The 16,650-nt window shown below is 70.4% G+C and carries 18 protein-coding genes and 4 pseudogenes; 8 read left to right on the forward strand and 14 right to left on the reverse strand.

What is annotated here, in order from left to right; all coding sequences use genetic code 11:
• Positions 1-3: 3 nt before the first annotated feature.
• Both AC061S_RS03890 and rhaI read right to left on the reverse strand, forming a co-directional pair.
• Entirely contained in the window at positions 4-2,043 is a 2,040-nt protein-coding gene (locus tag AC061S_RS03890; protein ID WP_478684389.1) for a bifunctional aldolase/short-chain dehydrogenase, read from the reverse strand.
• 115 nt (positions 2,044-2,158) lie between these two features.
• The gene (rhaI, locus tag AC061S_RS03895) at positions 2,159-3,325 is read right to left on the reverse strand and encodes an L-rhamnose isomerase (RefSeq protein ID WP_478684390.1); all 1,167 of its coding nucleotides are present in this window, start codon (positions 3,323-3,325) and stop codon (positions 2,159-2,161) included.
• A gap of 152 nt (positions 3,326-3,477) precedes the next feature.
• On the opposite strand from rhaI, the gene AC061S_RS03900 reads away from it, so the two are divergent.
• Positions 3,478-4,497 carry a LacI family DNA-binding transcriptional regulator gene (locus AC061S_RS03900; RefSeq protein WP_478684391.1) on the forward strand — a complete coding sequence of 340 codons (1,020 nt, stop codon included), beginning with the start codon at positions 3,478-3,480 and terminating at the stop codon, positions 4,495-4,497.
• Positions 4,498-4,554: 57 nt separating this feature from the next.
• Here AC061S_RS03900 and AC061S_RS03905 read toward each other — a convergent pair.
• Positions 4,555-4,760, reverse strand: a pseudogene (locus tag AC061S_RS03905) (LuxR C-terminal-related transcriptional regulator); the annotation flags it as partial.
• Positions 4,761-4,762: 2 nt separating this feature from the next.
• Between AC061S_RS03905 and AC061S_RS03910 the strand changes: the two are divergent.
• From AC061S_RS03910 to AC061S_RS03920, 3 genes and pseudogenes are all read left to right on the forward strand, one after another.
• Positions 4,763-4,975: pseudogene (locus AC061S_RS03910) on the forward strand (IS701 family transposase); the annotation flags it as partial.
• Between the two features lie 467 nt (positions 4,976-5,442).
• Complete coding sequence (locus tag AC061S_RS03915; protein WP_478684557.1) at positions 5,443-5,589, forward strand: hypothetical protein; 147 nt, start codon at positions 5,443-5,445, stop codon at positions 5,587-5,589.
• A gap of 130 nt (positions 5,590-5,719) precedes the next feature.
• Entirely contained in the window at positions 5,720-6,478 is a 759-nt protein-coding gene (locus AC061S_RS03920; RefSeq protein ID WP_478684392.1) for a transposase, read from the forward strand.
• On the opposite strand, the gene AC061S_RS03925 is transcribed toward AC061S_RS03920, so the two are convergent.
• Together AC061S_RS03925 and AC061S_RS03930 are read right to left on the reverse strand one after the other, a co-directional pair.
• Positions 6,408-6,791: an MmcQ/YjbR family DNA-binding protein gene (locus AC061S_RS03925; protein WP_478684393.1), complete on the reverse strand. Its 384-nt coding sequence runs from the start codon at positions 6,789-6,791 to the stop codon at positions 6,408-6,410. The two genes, AC061S_RS03920 and AC061S_RS03925, sit on opposite strands and share 71 nt — an antisense overlap.
• On the reverse strand, positions 6,788-7,180 hold the full coding sequence (locus AC061S_RS03930) for an MmcQ/YjbR family DNA-binding protein (protein ID WP_478684394.1): 393 nt from the start codon (positions 7,178-7,180) through the stop codon (positions 6,788-6,790). Before AC061S_RS03930 ends, AC061S_RS03925 begins: the two co-directional genes overlap by 4 nt.
• 29 nt (positions 7,181-7,209) lie before the next feature.
• On the opposite strand from AC061S_RS03930, the gene AC061S_RS03935 reads away from it, so the two are divergent.
• The gene (locus AC061S_RS03935) at positions 7,210-7,428 is read left to right on the forward strand and encodes a hypothetical protein (RefSeq protein WP_478684395.1); all 219 of its coding nucleotides are present in this window, start codon (positions 7,210-7,212) and stop codon (positions 7,426-7,428) included.
• Positions 7,429-7,739: 311 nt separating this feature from the next.
• Here AC061S_RS03935 and AC061S_RS03940 read toward each other — a convergent pair whose 3' ends face one another.
• The 9 genes from AC061S_RS03940 to AC061S_RS03980 all read right to left on the reverse strand — a co-directional run bounded on the left by AC061S_RS03940 (position 7,740) and on the right by AC061S_RS03980 (position 15,251).
• Positions 7,740-7,919 (reverse strand): hypothetical protein, encoded by a 180-nt coding sequence (locus tag AC061S_RS03940; RefSeq protein WP_478684396.1) that lies wholly within the window; start codon positions 7,917-7,919, stop codon positions 7,740-7,742.
• Positions 7,920-8,099: 180 nt separating this feature from the next.
• A complete protein-coding gene (locus AC061S_RS03945) occupies positions 8,100-8,522 on the reverse strand; it encodes a nuclear transport factor 2 family protein (RefSeq protein WP_478684397.1) in 423 nt (140 codons plus the stop codon).
• 291 nt (positions 8,523-8,813) lie between these two features.
• Entirely contained in the window at positions 8,814-9,623 is an 810-nt protein-coding gene (locus AC061S_RS03950; protein WP_478684398.1) for an MBL fold metallo-hydrolase, read from the reverse strand.
• A 126-nt stretch (positions 9,624-9,749) separates the two neighbouring features.
• Positions 9,750-10,385: a DsbA family protein gene (locus AC061S_RS03955; protein WP_478684399.1), complete on the reverse strand. Its 636-nt coding sequence runs from the start codon at positions 10,383-10,385 to the stop codon at positions 9,750-9,752.
• Between the two features lie 123 nt (positions 10,386-10,508).
• Entirely contained in the window at positions 10,509-11,003 is a 495-nt protein-coding gene (locus AC061S_RS03960) for a MarR family winged helix-turn-helix transcriptional regulator (RefSeq protein ID WP_478684400.1), read from the reverse strand.
• A gap of 279 nt (positions 11,004-11,282) precedes the next feature.
• Positions 11,283-12,155, reverse strand: a complete 873-nt coding sequence (locus tag AC061S_RS03965) for an alpha/beta fold hydrolase (RefSeq protein WP_478684401.1) — start codon at positions 12,153-12,155, stop codon at positions 11,283-11,285.
• Positions 12,156-12,242: 87 nt separating this feature from the next.
• Entirely contained in the window at positions 12,243-13,247 is a 1,005-nt protein-coding gene (locus AC061S_RS03970; protein WP_478684402.1) for an NADP-dependent oxidoreductase, read from the reverse strand.
• Between the two features lie 206 nt (positions 13,248-13,453).
• Complete coding sequence (locus AC061S_RS03975) at positions 13,454-14,509, reverse strand: aldo/keto reductase (RefSeq protein ID WP_478684403.1); 1,056 nt, start codon at positions 14,507-14,509, stop codon at positions 13,454-13,456.
• Between the two features lie 55 nt (positions 14,510-14,564).
• Positions 14,565-15,251 (reverse strand): SDR family oxidoreductase, encoded by a 687-nt coding sequence (locus AC061S_RS03980; protein WP_478684404.1) that lies wholly within the window; start codon positions 15,249-15,251, stop codon positions 14,565-14,567.
• Positions 15,252-15,366: 115 nt separating this feature from the next.
• Between AC061S_RS03980 and AC061S_RS03985 the strand changes: the two genes are divergently transcribed.
• The 3 genes and pseudogenes from AC061S_RS03985 to AC061S_RS03995 all read left to right on the forward strand — a co-directional run.
• Positions 15,367-15,927: a TetR/AcrR family transcriptional regulator gene (locus tag AC061S_RS03985; protein WP_478684405.1), complete on the forward strand. Its 561-nt coding sequence runs from the start codon at positions 15,367-15,369 to the stop codon at positions 15,925-15,927.
• A 332-nt stretch (positions 15,928-16,259) separates the two neighbouring features.
• Positions 16,260-16,346, forward strand: a pseudogene (locus AC061S_RS03990) (Lrp/AsnC family transcriptional regulator); the annotation flags it as partial.
• Positions 16,347-16,406: 60 nt separating this feature from the next.
• Positions 16,407-16,640: pseudogene (locus AC061S_RS03995) on the forward strand (SDR family NAD(P)-dependent oxidoreductase); the annotation flags it as partial.
• Positions 16,641-16,650: the final 10 nt, after the last annotated feature.

The raw sequence follows: 16,650 nt of genomic DNA on the forward strand, positions 1-16,650 counted from the left end.
GCGTCAGCGCAGGAAGGCCGCGGCGACGCCGGCGTCGACGGGGATGTGGATGCCGGTGGTGTGGGTGAGGTCGCCGCCGGTGAGGGCGAAGACGGCGGCGGCGACGTGCTCGGGCAGCACCTCGCGCTTGAGGAGGGTGCGCTGGGCGTAGAACGCGCCGAGCTGCTCCTCCGCGATGCCGTAGGTGGCGGCGCGCTGGGCGCCCCAGCCGCTGGCGAAGATGCCCGAGCCGCGGACCACGCCGTCCGGGTTGACGCCGTTGACGCGGATTCCGTGTTCGCCCAACTCGGCGGCGAGTAGCCGAACTTGGTGGGCCTGGTCGGCCTTGGCGGCGGAGTACGCGATGTTGTTGGGGCCGGCGAAGACCGCGTTCTTCGAGGCGATGTAGACGAGGTCGCCGCCCAGGCCCTGCCGGATCATGGTGCGGGCGGCCTCCCGGGAGACGAGGAAGGAGCCGCGGGCCATGATGGCGTGCTGCCGGTCCCAGTCATCGGCGGTGGTCTCCAGCAGCGGCTTGGAGATGGAGATGCCCGCGTTGTTGACCACCAGGTCGACACCGCCGAAGGCGAGGACCGCGGTGCGGAACGCCTCGGCGATCTGCTCCTCGGAGGTGACGTCGACGGTGACGGCGGCGGCCCGGTCCGGGCCGCCGAGTTCGTCGGCGACGGCCCGGGCGGTGGCGGTGTTGACGTCGGCGACGACGACGCAGGCGCCCTCGGCGGCCAGGCGGTGCGCGATGGCCTTGCCGATGCCGGAGCCGGCGCCGGTGACCAGGGCGACGCGGGTGTCCAGCGGTTTGGGCGCGGACATCCGCCGCAGCTTCGCCTCTTCCAGTGCCCAGTACTCGATGGCGAACTTCTCGCGCTCCTCGATCGGGGCGTAGCCGGAGACCGCCTCCGCGCCGCGCATCACGTTGATCGCATTGAGGTAGAACTCGCCGGCCACGCGGGCGGTCTGCTTGTCCCTGCCAAAGGAGAACATGCCGATGCCCGGGACCAGGACGATCGCCGGGTCGGCGCCGCGCATGGGGGGCGAGTCCGCGGTGGCGTACCGCTCGTAGTAGGACCGGTACCCGGCCCGGTAGTCGGTGTGCAGCTCCCGCAGGCGGGCGATCGTCTCGTCCAGGGGCGCGGTGGCGGGCAGGTCGAGGACCAGCGGGGCGACCTTGGTGCGCAGGAAGTGGTCGGGGCAGGAGGTGCCGAGGGCGGCCAGGCGGGGATGCTCGGCGCGGGCGAGAAAGTCCAGCACGGGCGCGGCGTCGGTGAAGTGGCCGACCTGCGGGAGGTCGGTGGAGGCCAGACCGCGGATGACGGGGGCGAGCGAGGCGGCGCGCCGGCGGCGTTCGCCCTCTGGCAGGGCTTGGTAGCCGTCAAGCTGCGGGCCGAACGGCTCGGCCTTGCCGTGGCGGGCCAGGAAGGCCTCGGCGGTGCGGATGATGTGCAGGGCGTTGGCCTCGCACTCCTCGCTGGTGGCGCCCCAGGCGGTGATGCCGTGACCGCCGAGGACGCAGCCGACGGCCTGCGGGTGGGTCCGATTGATCTCGGCTATGTCCAGGCCGAGTTGGAAGCCTGGACGGCGCCAGGGCAGCCACGGCACGGCGTCGCCGAAGCAGGCGGCGGTGAGCCTTTCGCCGTCGGCGGCGGTGGCGAGCGCGATGCCGGAGTCGGGGTGCAGGTGGTCGACGTGCGCGGCGTCGACCAGACCGTGCATGGCGGTGTCGATGGACGGAGCCGCGCCGCCATTGCCGTGCAGGCAGTACTCGAACGCGGCGACCATCTCGTCCTCCTGTTCCACGCCCGGGTAGGTGTCGGCGAGGGCGCGCAGGCGGTCCAGTCGCAGCACGGCCAGGCCCGCCTCGGCGAGGGTGCCGAGGTCGCCGCCGGAGCCCTTCACCCACATCAGGTCGACGGGCTGCCCGGTGACGGGGTCGGTGGCTGCGCCCTTGGCAGAGGTGTTGCCGCCGGCGTAGTTGGTGTTGCGCGGATCCGATCCGAGCCGGTGGGAGCGGGCGAGGAGGGCGGCGACGACGGGGTGCTGGGCCATGGCGGGAGCAGCTTCCTTGTCTGGTGGCGGTGGCGCTCTCGTGGGGGTGCGCGAGGAGGGTGCGGGCCGGCCCGTGGATACGAGGTGGTGCGGGCCGGCTCGCGTGGCGGACGGGTCAAGCCCCCCATCCGGCCTGGGCGCCGCCGACCCGCTCGGCAACGATCTTCTCGGCCCAGCCGCCGGCCCGGTAGGCCGCGACCGGGTTCGGGTCTCGCCCGGCCTCGGCGCGGACCTCGGCCAGCAGCGGACGGACGTCGGTGGCGTAGGCGTCCATCAGCACCTCGTTGGCGCCGAGTACATCGCCCGCGTTCTGAGCGGCCGTCAGGGCCGAGCGGTCGACCAACAGGGCCTTGGCCGTAGCCTCCTGGACGTTCATCACCGAGCGGATGATCGCAGGGATCTTCGCCTCGATGTTGTGACACTGGTCGAGCATGAACGCGACGCCGGCCTCGGGGGCGAAGCCGCCGTTCCCGGTGACCTCGTGCAGGATCCGGAACAGCTGGAACGGATCGGCGGCGCCGACCATCAGGTCGTCGTCCGCGTAGAAGCGGGAGTTGAAGTCGAAGCCGCCGAGCTTCCCCTCGCGCAGCAGGAACGCGACGATGAACTCGATGTTGGTGCCGGGGGCGTGGTGGCCGGTGTCGACGACGACCGCGGCCCTGGGTCCGAGCCGCAGGCAGTGCGCGTACGCGGTGCCCCAGTCCGGGACGTCCGTGGTGTAGAACGCGGGCTCGAACAGCTTGTACTCCAGGAGGATCCGCTGATCGTCGCCGAGCCGCCCGTATACCTCTGACAGGGCGTCGGAGAGGCGTTGCTGGCGGGCCGAAATGTCGTCTTGGCCGGGGTAGTTGGTGCCGTCGGAGAACCATAGCTTGAGGTCGCGCGAGCCGGTGGCGTCCATGATGTCGACGCATTCCAGCAGGTGGTCGAGAGCCTTGCGGCGCACCCGCGGGTCCGGATGGGTGACGGAGCCGAGCTTGTAGTCCTCGTCCTGGAAAACGTTCGCGTTGATCGCGCCGATCTCCAGCCCGAGCTCGCGGGCGTGGGCGGACAGCGCGCCGTAGTCCTCGACCCGGTCCCAGGGAATGTGCAGCGAGACCTTCGGGGCGACGCCGGTGGCGGCGTGCACCTGGGCCGCGTCGGCGAGCTTCTCGAACGGGTCGCGCGGCACGCCGGGTTGGGCGAAGACTTTGAAGCGGGTTCCCGAGTTCCCGTAGCCCCACGAGGGTGTCTCGATGCGCTGGGCCCGAAGGGCGTCCTTCACGGCGGATCGGTCGGCCACTGGAGCACCTCCCACGATCTGAATCGTTTCAACCAGACGGTAGGTGGGACCGCGGGAAGCGTCAAGGCACCGGCGGGGAGCTGTTGGTGTGATGTCGTAACCTGATCTCCGGGTCGGCCGTCGGAGCCGGTGAAACCTTTCAATGGTGGGACATGGGCGGCGCGGCGAGCATCAAGGACGTGGCACGGGCGGCCGGTGTGTCGGTCGGCACGGTCTCCAACGTGATCAACCGGCCGGAGACGGTCGGCGAGGAGACCAGGGCCAGGGTCCGGGCCGCGATCGACCAGCTCGGTTACGTACGCAGCGAGTCGGCGCGCCAGCTGCGCTCCGGCAGCAGCCGGATCATCGGTCTGCTGGTCCTCGACCTGGGCAACCCGTTCTTCGTCTCCGTGGCGCGCGGGGCCGAACAGGTGGCGCGCGCGGCGGGCCTGGGCGTGATGGTCTGCAACAGCGCTCAGCGGCTCGCCGACGAGGCGGACTACCTCGCCCTCTTCGCGGAGCAGCGGGTGCGCGGGGTGCTGCTGACCCCGGCCGACGCGGAGGGGTCGGGAGCGGCGGCGCTCCGTCGCGGCGGCGTGCCCTTCGTGCTGGTGGACCGGCTCGCCCCGGGGCTGGAGGCCTGCTCGGTGTCGGTGGACGACGTCGGGGGCGGCGCCCTGGCGGCCGGGCACCTGCTGGCGAGCGGCCACCGGCGGATCGCGTTCGCGGGCGGCCGCCACCAGCTGCAGCAGGTCGCCGACCGTCGCAGCGGCGCGCTGCAGGCGCTGGCCGGCCGCGACGCCGTCCTGCTGGACCTGGAGGTGGACGGGCTGGACGTGGCGGCGGGCCGCGACGCCGGCGCCCGCCTGCTGGGGATGCTGCCGAGACCGACCGCGGTGTTCTGCGCGAACGATCTGCTGGCCCTCGGAATGTTGCAGGCCGCGTTCGCCGCGGGCCTGCGGGTACCCGAGGACCTCGCGATCGTCGGCTACGACGACATCGAGTTCGCCGCGGCGGCCGCGGTGCCGCTGACCTCGGTGCGCCAGCCCGCGGAGGCGATGGGGCGGACGGCGGCCGAGATGCTCGCCGAGGAGACCGGCCTGGGCGGCGCGGCCCACCGGCACCGACAAGTCGTGTTCGAGCCGGAGCTGGTGGTGCGGCGTTCGACGCTGGTCGTGCCGCTGCCCGGCTGAGCGTGGCGTTGCTGTGCCCGCGCGACTGCCGTCAGTGCGGCACCTCGACGGCGGGGCCGGGGCGACCACGCCGGTCTCGTAGGCGAGGACGACGGCTTGGGCGCGTTCGCGCAGGCCGAGTTCGGCGAGGATGCGGACGACGTGGGTCTTGACGGTGGCTTCGGAGAGGGCGAGGTGGGTGGCGAGTTCGGCGTTGCCATGCCGCGGGCAAGGAGTTCGAGCACCTCGCGTTCGCAGTCGGTGAGGGTGCCGAGGGCGCTGTGCCGCCGTCGTCCGCGCCGACGAGCACCATCTCCACCCAGGCCCCGACGACCTGATCCCGCTGACCTGCAACGAAATCCAGCGACTCTTCATCGCCCTGGTCGGCCGACCTGTTCACACGGCCGACCACTGGCTCCGCTGGTCCCACTGGCGGCGTCGTCATCAAGCCCGTTCCCGGGCCGGCCACTACAGCCGTCAAGCCGCGAGCAAAGCCTGATCGTCATCTACAGCTGGAGTACTAAGGGCCGACAGGACCGCTTTGTCGGCCGCACACAAGGGTGCGGCCCGTAGATCCCCTCGCGACAGCAACCGCACTTCTTGGGCACAGCGCTCCCCCGGCGAGCGCCGATATCGCGTAGTGCTCAACACTGCGTAACCAGCACCGAACCAGCACGGGGCGGGTTGCGAGGGGTGGTGACGTGGGGTTTCAGGTGTCATCGAACCAGCACCGAACCAGCACGGGAACCAGCACCGCACCCTCAAGACATGCGCAACTCTGCAATTCCGACAGGGGTTTCCCTTCCGTTTCCGGAGTGGTCCGAGAGGATCGGCTCGGGCCGTGTGGTGGTCTGGCACACTCATGCGGGGTTGATTGTGATGGCGGGCCACATATGCGGGTGACCTGCGGACTTCTACGTTGTGGCCACACCCGACGTCCCCGCAGACACCCTGGAAGTGGTTCACATGGCCTCCACCGCAGCCGACCCGAAGGCTCCGTCCGGCATCAGACGGATCGTCGCCGCCAGTCTCATCGGGACCACCATCGAGTGGTACGACAACTCATCGGATCAGAGCTACCACCTGCGACTTCGCGTCACACAGGACGCCTGAACCAGCACCGAACCAGCACGGGATCCGAAGTGGGCCCCTCGCCCTTCGCCCCGACACCACAATGACACCTCCGCCAAGGGCATCAGCAAGGCCGTCTCCATCACGCTCAGTCATCTGACGGCTCGCGAGAATGGCCAGGTGCCAGTGCCCGCGCGCCCTCGTCGACGGGTCGGCTTGGCCGCGGGTTCCTGCCGATCTTGTGCCTGCTGACTTGTGGGAGCGAATAGCCCCGCTGCTTCCTGCCCGTCGGCCTCGGCGGCATCATTTCCCCGGCCTAAAGCCAGTGGACGATCGCGCTGCCCTGCGGGGGATCGTCCACGTCCCGTGCAAGGGCATGAGCTGGAGTGATGTACCCACAGAGCGGATCGGCCGCAGCGGGGTCACCTGTCGTCTGGCTGCACCAGTTCGGATCGTTGATGCGCCGATCACCATCGACAATTCGTCGGGTGGTCAGGCCGAACATCCGTTCCTGGCGGCGGGGGTCGGCGACGTAGCGGCCGGTGTCGAACCAGCGGAACATCGCGGCCATGTCCTTGACCAGGGGCATTGGGGCACTCAGGGCCTGGCGAGCGTCATCGGTCAGCGGCACCCGGCGTCCCACGAGGTGCTCGGCGCGGGTGAGGAGCGTGGTCAGGGCGGTGCCGTCCTGGACGTAGGGCAGGAAGCTGTCCTGCTGGGCGCGGTTGAAGCGGTGGATCTCGTCGACGAAGAGCAGAGCGCCCTGGCCGACCACGTCGTCGAGGGTACGCGGGCGCAGCCGATCGGCCAGCGGGCGCGGCGGCCCGTCGCCGAACAAGGGCAGCGCGGGTCGGTGTGGGTCATCGGATGCCCTGGCTCATCGGGGCGTTCTTGGACGGTGGGCCGTGGACGAGGTCGTAGGAGTGGCTGACCAGGTACTCGATCAGGTCGGCGGTGATGTCGGGGCCCGCGCCGACCGAGATCCAGTGCGCCTTGCTGAGATAGCGGCCCGGCACGATGCTCTCGTAGCGCATGCACAGCGAACTGCCCTGGTCCGGCTCGCACTTGACGGTGATGATCTGGTTGGCAGGCTCGTCGGGGGCATCGGTGACGATCAGGAACACTTTGCCCGCCGCCTTGTAGACGTCGAGCTTCGGGGTGAAGGGGCGGTCGTGGCTGACGTCCGGGAGGCCGGTGGCCGTGCGGCGCGCGGTCCGCTGGATCCGGGCACCGGTGAGGGTCACCGCGTCCCCGCGCGGATGCCGAAGGTCTTCGGGTTCACGGGCTGCTTGGCCTTGGGGAGCCCGGCGACGACCAGCCGGTAGGAGTCGGTGACCAGGTCCTCGACCAGGTGCGGGTCGATCGAGGCACCGGGGGCGAGGGTGATCCAGTGCTTCTTGTTCATGTGGTAGCCGGGCGTGATGTCGGCGTGCGTCGCCCGCAGCGCGTCGGCCTCCTCCGGGCTGGACTTGAGGATGACGACCGGCCCGCCAGGCACCTCCGTCATCAGCATGAACACCTTGCCGTGGACCTTGAAGACCTCCCACTCAGGCCCGAACGGGTACTCCAGTGTGGCCATCGGCAGGCTCTCGCCTCGCTCCTGGGCCGTCTCCTGCAGAGTCTGTCCATCCATCACGGCAAACTTCCTTTCGTGTCCGGTGGTTGAGCATCGCTCCAGTCGAGTACGACGACGCGCCTGCCCGGGAACGCGCCGGACTCCGCGTCGGCCTGCGCCTCGCGGACGAATTCCAGGCAGAGGCGGACCGCGCGCAGGGTGTCGTGCAGACGCCCGCAGCCGACCAGTTCCAAGGCCGCGTCGACCCTGTCCGGGCAGATCTCCCGTACGGCATCGGCGATCTCGCCGTCGCCGACGACGGGTGATCGACGCCGAGGTCGCGCAGCATGTCCGCGCGGTCGGGGCGGCGGGTGGTGGCCGGCACGGGGGCGCCCAGGTCCTTGGACACGGCGGCGGCCGTCAGACCGACCGTGGAGGTGCCGCCGCGGATCAGCAGAGTCTGTCCGGCGCACAGCTCCAGGCCGGGTGGCCCGGACGCCGTAGGCGGTCTGGACCATCTCCAGGAGCGCGCCGAGCGTCGCCCACGACAGGTCCGAGGTGAAGGGGATGACCTGTCCGGCTGGGACCAGGACGTACCGGGCGTACGCCCCGTCGTAGGAGCGTCCCATCCCGCCCATCATCGTGGCCACCTGCTGACCCCGAACGCCTTGACCTTGATGCGGACCCATCCGGGGCGTACCGGGGGCACCGACAGCTCCGTGGCGACGAGCTTGTCGATGCCGCTCGGTTCAAAGACGACGATGGCGCGCATCGTGCGGGGCCCGGTCTCCTCGGCACGGTTGGCCGGTTCGTTCATGGTGGTTCCTCGGTTCGGCGATGCGACAGTCGTTGGCCAGTCGGTGACCCCGCCGTACGCGCCCTTGAGGACGTATGCAACGTGACCTCGCCACCCGCCCCCGCGACGCCGCCGGCGCTGGATCCCGACCGGCTCAAGCCCCCGGTCCAGAACGTCCGGCGGGGAACTGGGCGGGTGCGGTTATGTGCCGGGGTGCATGGCGTCGCGGACCAGGGCGGTGTCGACGAACTGCTCGAAGCGGACGATCTTTCCGCCGCGTACGACGAAGTGGTGGGAGACGCGCACGTTGAGCGGTTTGCTGGTGGCCTTGTTGGTGGCGGTATAGCGGGCGAGGACGACGACGTTCTCGCCGTCGACGACGTAGGTGTCGTCGTGGGCGGCCCAGCCGTCCCAGGACTTGCCGAGCTGCTCCATGACGGCGGAGGTGACGCCGGTGGGGGTGCGGTAGGTGCCGGCCAGGGGGAAGCCGGCCATCTCGGTCCATTCCACGTCGTCGGCCAGGGTGGCCCGCAGGGCTTCGAGGTCGCCGTTGGCGGAGGCGACGTACTGGCGGCGCACCACGTCGGCGGGGGCGGCGGAGGCGTGGAAGTCGGTGGTCTCCATGGGTTACGGCCTTTCTCAGATGAGGTCGGGGGCGCCGGTGGGGCACAGGCGGTAGGTGGGTACGCGCCCGGCTCCTGCGTAGCGTTGAAGCAACTGGTGGATGCCCGCGCCGAGGACCGGCGCGAGCAGGTACACGGCGAGGTAGCCGTAGGTCTCCAGGAGCGCGGGGCCGAAATGGCGGGCGCGGGGCCGGCGGTCCGGGTGTCGCGGGCGGTGGCGCTCATGGGTTCTCGCTGGGCTCGGCGGGCACGGCCCGGCCGGGGTCCCCGGCCGGCCCGTGGTCGGGGTGGGTCAGCCCCAGGTGATTTCGCCCTTGGCGACCTTCGCGCCGAGCTGGGCCGCGATGAGCATGCCGGATTCGGGGTAGCGGGCGACCAGGGCATTGGTCAGGGCCTCGCCGCTGGTGGCCTTATCCAGCTCTTCCTCGAAGGCGGTGAGGTAGGCGCGGGTGTAGGCGATCGGGCTCGCGTCGAGGGCGACGGCGGTGGGCAGCCGGTGGCCGGGGACGGCGAAGGCGGGGTCGAGGGCCGTCATCTCGTCCAGCAGCTCGATCCACACGGCGCGGTCCTGCGGCTTGCCGGTGTCGGCGACCCACACGTGCTCGTTCTGGAAGAGCAGCACGCCGGCGACGATCGCCCGGTGTTCCGGCTGCCACAGGTAGTGGCGGTCGGGCAGCCCCGGGTGGCCGCCCTTGAGCTGAAAGACGTGGCCTTCGAAGGTGAGGTCGCCGGTCAGTTCGGCCATCTCGACCAGGCGGGTGGGGCGGTTGGCGCCCACCGGCTCCCAGGCCTTGAGCTTGCCCTCGTACGCGGCCTTGATGTGCTCGATCACCAGCGGCGTCGCCAGGATCTCGGCATCGGGGAAGGCGTCGGCGATGACTTCGGCGCCCCAGTAGTAGTCGGGGTCGGCGTGACTGACGAACACCTTGGTGAGGTTCTTGCCGGAGTCGAGGATCTCAGCGGCCAGCCGGTGTCCGTCGGCGCGGGTGAATCCGGTGTCGATGAGGAACGCGTCGCGCTCACCGGTGATGAGAGTGGCGGTCTTGTTCTTCGAGCCGACGGGGAAGTCCAGGTCGATGACCTTGAAGTCGAGAGTGCTCATCATCATGTCCTTTGCCGGGATCAGCGAGGGGTGGGGAAGGGTGGGGCTGGCTGCTGGTCGTATGGGGTTCAGGTTCGCGCCGCCGGGTGCGGGCAGCACCGACCGTGCCGGTGTGTCGGCCGGGATTCAGCGGCCGGGCGCGGCCGAGTGGGTGCGGGCGGCGGCGAACTGCTCCAGGAGGGTGTCGATGGTGTCGGGACCGGCGTGGCCGACGGCGAGGACCGTGGTGCGGTCGCCGTCCTGGGCCAGGAGGGTCGGGTAGGCGTTCGCGCCCAGGGCTGCCGCCCGCCGGAAGTCGGCCTCGGCCGCGAGAAGGGCGGACGGTGCGGCGCCGACGTCCAGCGGGTCAAGGCCGGCTGCCGCGGCGATCCGGGTGAAGGTGTCGGGGTCGGACAGGCTCAGGCCGTCCTGGTAGAACGCGGCCTGGACGGCCATGGCCAGCTCTACCGCCCGCTCCGGGGCCGCCTGCCGCAGCACCGCCATGCCCCGGGCGGCGTCCAGGGAGTCCATGACGAACGAGCCGTCGGCGATCAGTCGCTCGCACCCCGCGCCGAACGCGACACCGGTCAGCTCGCTGATCTTGGCGTTGGCGCCCTGGACGTAGCCGAACTCGCGGATCGGGACGGCCCTCGGCCCGGCGAACAAGCCGCCCGACACGACCTCGACGGGCAGGTCGGGGTGACGCAGGGTGACCTCGGCCAGGGTGGGGGCGAACCCGTAGGACCAGCCGCAGTAGGCGTCGAAGACATAGACGAGTTTCATGGGGAAGCCTGGCCTTCACAGAGGGAGTCACTCCGCACCGGAGCGATATACCTGCTTCAACAGTATCTGCTGTGTCAGGTATTCCTGCACCGTGAAGGCCCCCTCCCCTCGGGGCTTGCGCCCCTACCGCAGGCGGGGCAGAGCGTCCCGCGCCGAGTGGGACAGGATCCGCAGGCACTCCATGAACTGCTCCCGCGCCTCCTCGGGCAGCGGCGCCAGGAAGTGGCGGCGGATGTTCTCCACGTGCAGCCGACTGGCCCGCACGACGATGCCCTCGCCCTGCTCGGTGAGCCGTACCAGCTTGACCCTGCGGTCCGCGGGGTCGTCGGCGCGCACCACCAGGCCGGCCGCCTCCATCCGGTCCACCAGGCGGGTCATCCCGCCCGTGGTCAGGACCCGCTCCTGCGCGATGGCCCGCATCGACATGCCCGCGCCACCCGCCCTGCCCACGATCAGCAGCACCTCGTACATCAGGTGACTGATCCCGAACTCCTCCTCGATCGCACCGCCGAGCAGGTACTCCAGCCGCCCTGCGGCCCCCTGCAGCCGTCCGAACGCGAGCACCAGCTCGTCGTTCGCCGCCTCCTGCGCCGAACCGATCCCCGCACCTTCGCCCACCCGCCACACCCTTCGCTCGCCAGATCCGGTCTCGGTACGATCATCGCCCCTCCCTGCCGCCCGGCACGCGGCAACGCCCTCCCAGGTGGGCGTCGGGGAGGGCTACTGCCGGGCGGGTCCGGCGGGTGATGGGACCGTAGCCAGGGGGCGCAGGCTGCCCGAGCGGAGGAGGATCCTGCATTGGTGGGCGCCGTGGTGTTGATTCCGGGTCCATGCCTGGCCGGAGTGGAGGAAGGGGTGAGGGATCCGCACGCTGATCGGTCGGTGTCGAGCCCCGCCTCACCAGGGTCCGAGGAATTCAAGCGCCTGTGACACGAATTCGGCGTGGTGCTGGAAGATCCCGCCGTGTCCGGCGTCGGGGTAGAGGGGTACGAGTTGACTCTGGGGCAGCCGTGCCGCCAGATCGAGGGTGTTTTCACTGGGCACCATCCGGTCGCTCTCACCGTTTGCCACGAGGGCTGGATGGTGGATGCGCGACAGGTCTGCCGGCGCCTGGAGGCCCCACCGGTGGATGGCCTTCAGCTGGGCGCGGAACGACGACAGCGAGATGGCTTTGTCGCGGTTGACTGTGCGCTCCTTCAACCGCTCCAGGAAGGCGCGCCCTGCCCGTCGGCCGCCCTCGGTCTCGGTGAAGAAGAGGAACTGCTTCGGATCCTGGCGGGTCAGGGCCCCCTTCAGCGTGGCTCGGATGGTAAGTGCCGTGACCTTGTCGATGCCGGGGCCTCCGGCGGGCCCCGTGCCCGCAAGGATCATCTTGCGTACGAGATGCGGTTCCTCCGCTGCGATGACCTGGGCGATGAAGCCGCCCATCGACAGGCCGAGCAGGTCGACCCGGTCGAACCCGAGGGCCCGGATGAACAGCACCGCGTCGTGGGCCATCGCCTCGATGGTGTCGGGCGTGGAGCCGCCCGACGCACCGACTCCGCGGTTGTCGAAGGTGACCACCGGGCGTCGGGCGGCGAGTCCGTCGATGACGCGTGGATCCCAGTTGTCCAGGGCCGCGGCCAGATGGTTGAGGAGGATCAGCGGGACGCCGTCCTGCGGGCCGAGCTGCCGGTAGACGAAGTCGACGCCGCTCACGGACACGGAGCGGGTCGGCGCGCTCTTGTACGGCGACGGAGTGGGGGTGGGGGAATTCCGCGGTGCACTCATGACCGGGTCCTGGGGGTAGTGGGGGGTGCGGGAAGCTCTTCGTTGCCCGGGGAGGCCTTCACCGTTCGCTCCGGCGAGGGTCTGCCCTCACGTCATCGCGACGACGACCTTGCCGGCCTTCGCACGGCCCTCCTCGACGTATTCCATGGCCTCCCGGGTCTGATCGAACGGGAAGACACGGTCGACGACGGGACGGATCTTCCCGGCGTCGATGAGCGGCGTGAGTTCGCGCAGCTGGTCGCCGCTGGCCTTCATGAACAGGAACGAGTACGTCACGCCCAGGCGCTTGGCGCGGCGCCGGGGCTTGAAGCTCAGCGCGCTCATCGCAAGTCGGAGGATCGCGTTCGCGCCCAGCTCGCGGGCGAAGGCCGCGTCGGGCGGGCCTGCGACGCTGATGACCTTCCCGCCGGGCTTGAGTACCCGTAGGGACTTCTCGAGCGTCTCGCCGCCGAGGGTGTCCAGGACCACGTCGTAGCCGTCGAGGACCGCCTCGAACGCCTGCAGCTTGTAGTCGACGACGACGTCCGCGCCGAGCTCCTTGACCAGGTCGACGTTGGCGGTGCTCACGGTGGTGGCCACGTGCGCGCCCAGCGCCTTTGCCAGTTGAACGGCGATGCTGCCGAGGCCGCCGGCGCCCGCGTGGATCAGGACCTTTTGGCCCGGCTGCACTCGTGCCCGTTCGACCAGCGCTTGCCAGGCGGTCAGGGCGACGAGGGGAAGGGAGGCGGCCTCCGCCATGGTGAGCGTGGCCGGCTTGATCGCCACGTCGTCCTGGTGGACGGCGATGAGTTCGGCGAAGGTGCCGATACGGTCCTTGTCGGGGCGCGCGTAGACCTCATCACCCAGCGCGAACCGGGTGACGGCCGGCCCCACCTGGACCACCACCCCGGCGAGGTCGTTGCCCAGGACGAGCGGGAGACGGTACGGCAGGATCGCCTTGAAGGCCCCGTCGCGGATCTTGAGGTCCAGCGGGTTGACGCCCGCCGCGGCGATCCGCACCAGGACGTCGTCGGCTCCCACCCGCGGATCGGGCATCTCACCGGCGCGCACGCCGGCCTTGTCGCCGTACCGCTCGATCATGAAGGTCTTCATCGTCGTCTCCGTTTCTCGTCCGCGAGGGGACGGGATCCCCGGTCTCGTAGCGGGCTTCTCCCGGTGCGAGACACTCTGTGCCCTTTTCTCTGATCCTCTGGAGACCCTCGCCGTTGCGGCGCGTGGCCGTCACCGACGCGACAGCGGCTGGGGATTCCAGGAGCGGTGCGGCTACCGGGAGCCACCTCGCATTGCGCCTTCGGGCGTCAGGCCACGGGCAAGGCCGGGTGGATGACGCGGCTGGTGCCGCCTCCCTGTATGCCGCCCAGGGATCCGGCGATCACCTCGTGGGGGGCTCCGAGCGGCACCGCGCTGACGTCGGAGAGGCGGGTGAAGTGCTCGGGGGTCAGCTGGACGTCGAGAGCTCCCGGGTAGCTGTCCATCTGCGTGAGGTTGCGCGGCCCGATGATGGGGATGAGCGAGGCCCGGGACCGGGCGGCGCGCTCCCGCACCCAGGCCACCGACACCTGGGCGGGCGTCACGCCGATCTCCTCGGCGATGGCCAGGACGGCACCGACGACGGCGGTCTTCTGGCCGGTGCTCTCCGTGTGGATGACCGCCCCCAGGTCACTGAGGCGCCCTTCGGCGCTGCGCCGGTACTTTCCGGTGAGCAGTCCGCCGCCCAGCGGGGACCACAGGGCGGCGCCGAGTCCCAGGCTCTCGGCCATGGGCAGCAGTTCGCGGTCGGCGGTCCGCTCGACGAGGCTGTACTCGTTCTGGATGCCCACGATGGGCGCCTGGTTGTTCAGGTCTGCGAGGGTGACCGCTCGGGAGACGCGCCAGGCGGGGAAGTTGGACACGGCGGCGTGGTGGATCTTGCCGGCCCTCACCAGGTCGTCGAGCCCGCGCAGGATCTCCTCCATGGGGGTGAGATCGTCGGGGAAGTGCACCCAGAGCAGGTCGATGTAGTCGGTGCCCAGGCGCTTCAGACTGGCCTCCACCGAGGCGACCATGTTCTTGCGGCTGTTGCCCGTCTTGGAAACGCTCGGCTGCGGCGCGACCCCAAGGCTGAACTTGGTGGCCAGAGCGAAGTGGTCACGGTCGGCGGAGACGAACTTTCCCGTCAGTTCTTCCGACTCGCCGAACTGGTAGGTGTCCGCGGTGTCCAGGAAGGTGCCTCCCGCTTCGGCGAATCGGTCGAGGATACGGCGCGCCTCGTCCGGCTCGGCGCCCGCGCCCCAGCCGGTGCCGAAGTTCGCCGTGCCGAGCGCATACTCGGACACGCGCAGTCCGGTCCGGTGCCCGAAGGTCGTGTACCGCATCAGGTGTCCTTGCTCGAGAATCGACAGGGGAAGGCGGCAGTGCGGCGGTGCGCGCTCACGCCGCGTTCGGTGAAGCGGCCAGGCTCTGCCTGACGTACCGGGTGGTCTCGTCGGCGAGGATCTCGGGCAGGCCCTTCTCGATCCCGTACAGGGCCTGTGCGGCGACATCGGCGGGATCGGTCTTTTGATCGGCGGGAACGGCCGCGGCCATGTCGGTGTCCATGTACGCCACGTGCAGAGCCGAGACGGTGATGCCGCGGGGCGCCAGTTCCTCCCGGGCAGCGTCGGTCAGCGCCCATGCCGCGGCCTTGGCCGCGGCGTAGGACCCGAGGCCGGCCGGGTGCAGCCAGGACAGAACCGACAGGACGTTGAGCACGGCGCCACCGCCGTTGCCTTCGATGACGGGGGCGAAAGCCCGCGTCACGGCGAGCGGACCGAAGAAGTTCGTCTCCATCTCCAGGCGCACCGCATCCAGGCCTCCCGCGATCAGCGGCGTGGCGGTGGAGATGCCCGCGTTGTTCACCAGCAGCGTCGCGTCGAACGCCGTGCGGGCCGCGACCCGGATCGACTCCTCGTCCGTCACATCCAACAGAAGAGGGGTGACGCCCGGCAGGTCCACCGTCTCGGGGCGGCGGGCGGTCGCGTACACCTTCGCCCCGCGCTCCACGAGCTGGGCGGCCAGATGCCGCCCGAGGCCCCTGTTGGCGCCGGTGACCACCGCTACCGCGTCCTTCAGCTCCATGTCTGCTCCCAGCGTCGTCGCGGGCGCCGAGCAGCCCGCAGAAATTAGATTACGAATACAATCTAAACCCTGGCGTAGGATAGATGTCAAACGACATCCACTCGGGAGGTGGCTGATGGGCCGCGTAACGCAGGCACAAGCGGAGGAGAACCGCCGGAGGGTCGTGGAAACCGCCTCCCGGCTGTTCAGGGAGCAGGGCACCCATGTCAGCGTCGCCGACCTCATGAAGGCGTCCGGCCTGACCCACGGCGGCTTCTACAAGCAGTTCGCCTCCAAGGAGGCGCTCATCGACGAAGCCACCGCCCATGCGTTCGATGAACTGACCCGGCTCCGCAATGACGGACTGAAGCAGCACGCCGGACAGCGCGACGCCGCCCAGCAGGCGCTGATCGACACGTACCTCTCCATCGAGCACCGCGACAGCGCGGCAGACGGGTGCCCCGCCGCCGCCCTCGCCACCGACATCGCGCGCGAACCCGGAGATCGCGAGGCCCGCCGCGTCTACACCGAAGGAGTCAGCGACTTCGCCGAGTGGCTCGCCACCGAGGATCAGGACGGCATCAGCCGGCTGTGCACCATGCTCGGCGCTCTCGTCCTGGCCCGAGCCACCAAGGGCTCCCCGCTCTCCGAGGAGATCCTCACCGCCGCGCACGCGGCCTTGACGGCGACCGACTGACCCGGGACAAGACGCCGGGCACCACGCCGCAGGAATTCACCGGCCCGTGAGGAGCAGCTGCACACGCGCGCCGACGTACGCCCCGCGACCCGCATGGCAACGGCCGCCAGGCGCAGCAACCCGTGAGCGCGGCGAACGCGGCCGTGCTCACGGCTCGCGGACCCCGCCTCCGGACTCCCCCACAACTGCAGCAATGTGCCGACCGGCACCTCGTACGCGGCGGCGATCTCCTGGCAGGAGGGTGGCGCCACTGCAGTGCCGCAGCATCAGCACCGGCCGTCGAGGCCGGGCGTCTCCCGAGTGGCGCGCAGGCGCATGCGGCAGGCGTTGCGCAGCTGGCCCGGCTGCCCGGAGTTCAGCGGCTGACCTCCACCCTCGTCATGAAGAACGTCGTCCAGGACCGCCCGCTGCCCGCGTAGCGGTCACGCGGGACACCGCACGGCCGCGAAACGGGCCCCGCGGAATACCGCACGTTCCGAATGACGCTCCCCGCCGGCTGGTACGAGACGGCCCGGCGCCTGACCGAGGCCGGGCACACCATCTACGGCGGGGCACGCGACGGCCAACGCGGCCGGGAGGCGGCCTCAAAGCTCGGCGCCAGCTCCGTTCGGATCGACGTCACCGGCGAGGACTCCGTCCAGGCCGCCGCCGCATTCGTCCGCGAGGACGCCGGCCACCTCGACGTCCTGATCGACAACGCCTGCATCGGGGGCGCCGGCAAAC

It is taken from the genome of Streptomyces sp. CA189 (assembly GCF_056428985.1).

Coding starts and splice junctions, on each gene's coding strand:
- AC061S_RS03890 (WP_478684389.1), bottom strand. CDS start 2,043: ATGGCCCAGCACCCCGTCGTCGCCGCCCTCCTCGCCCGCTCCCACCGG.
- AC061S_RS03900 (WP_478684391.1), top strand. CDS start 3,478: ATGGGCGGCGCGGCGAGCATCAAGGACGTGGCACGGGCGGCCGGTGTG.
- AC061S_RS03915 (WP_478684557.1), top strand. CDS start 5,443: ATGGCCTCCACCGCAGCCGACCCGAAGGCTCCGTCCGGCATCAGACGG.
- AC061S_RS03920 (WP_478684392.1), top strand. CDS start 5,720: ATGGCCAGGTGCCAGTGCCCGCGCGCCCTCGTCGACGGGTCGGCTTGG.
- AC061S_RS03930 (WP_478684394.1), bottom strand. CDS start 7,180: ATGGATGGACAGACTCTGCAGGAGACGGCCCAGGAGCGAGGCGAGAGC.
- AC061S_RS03940 (WP_478684396.1), bottom strand. CDS start 7,919: ATGAACGAACCGGCCAACCGTGCCGAGGAGACCGGGCCCCGCACGATG.
- AC061S_RS03945 (WP_478684397.1), bottom strand. CDS start 8,522: ATGGAGACCACCGACTTCCACGCCTCCGCCGCCCCCGCCGACGTGGTG.
- AC061S_RS03950 (WP_478684398.1), bottom strand. CDS start 9,623: ATGAGCACTCTCGACTTCAAGGTCATCGACCTGGACTTCCCCGTCGGC.
- AC061S_RS03955 (WP_478684399.1), bottom strand. CDS start 10,385: ATGAAACTCGTCTATGTCTTCGACGCCTACTGCGGCTGGTCCTACGGG.
- AC061S_RS03965 (WP_478684401.1), bottom strand. CDS start 12,155: ATGAGTGCACCGCGGAATTCCCCCACCCCCACTCCGTCGCCGTACAAG.
- AC061S_RS03970 (WP_478684402.1), bottom strand. CDS start 13,247: ATGAAGACCTTCATGATCGAGCGGTACGGCGACAAGGCCGGCGTGCGC.
- AC061S_RS03975 (WP_478684403.1), bottom strand. CDS start 14,509: ATGCGGTACACGACCTTCGGGCACCGGACCGGACTGCGCGTGTCCGAG.
- AC061S_RS03980 (WP_478684404.1), bottom strand. CDS start 15,251: ATGGAGCTGAAGGACGCGGTAGCGGTGGTCACCGGCGCCAACAGGGGC.
- AC061S_RS03985 (WP_478684405.1), top strand. CDS start 15,367: ATGGGCCGCGTAACGCAGGCACAAGCGGAGGAGAACCGCCGGAGGGTC.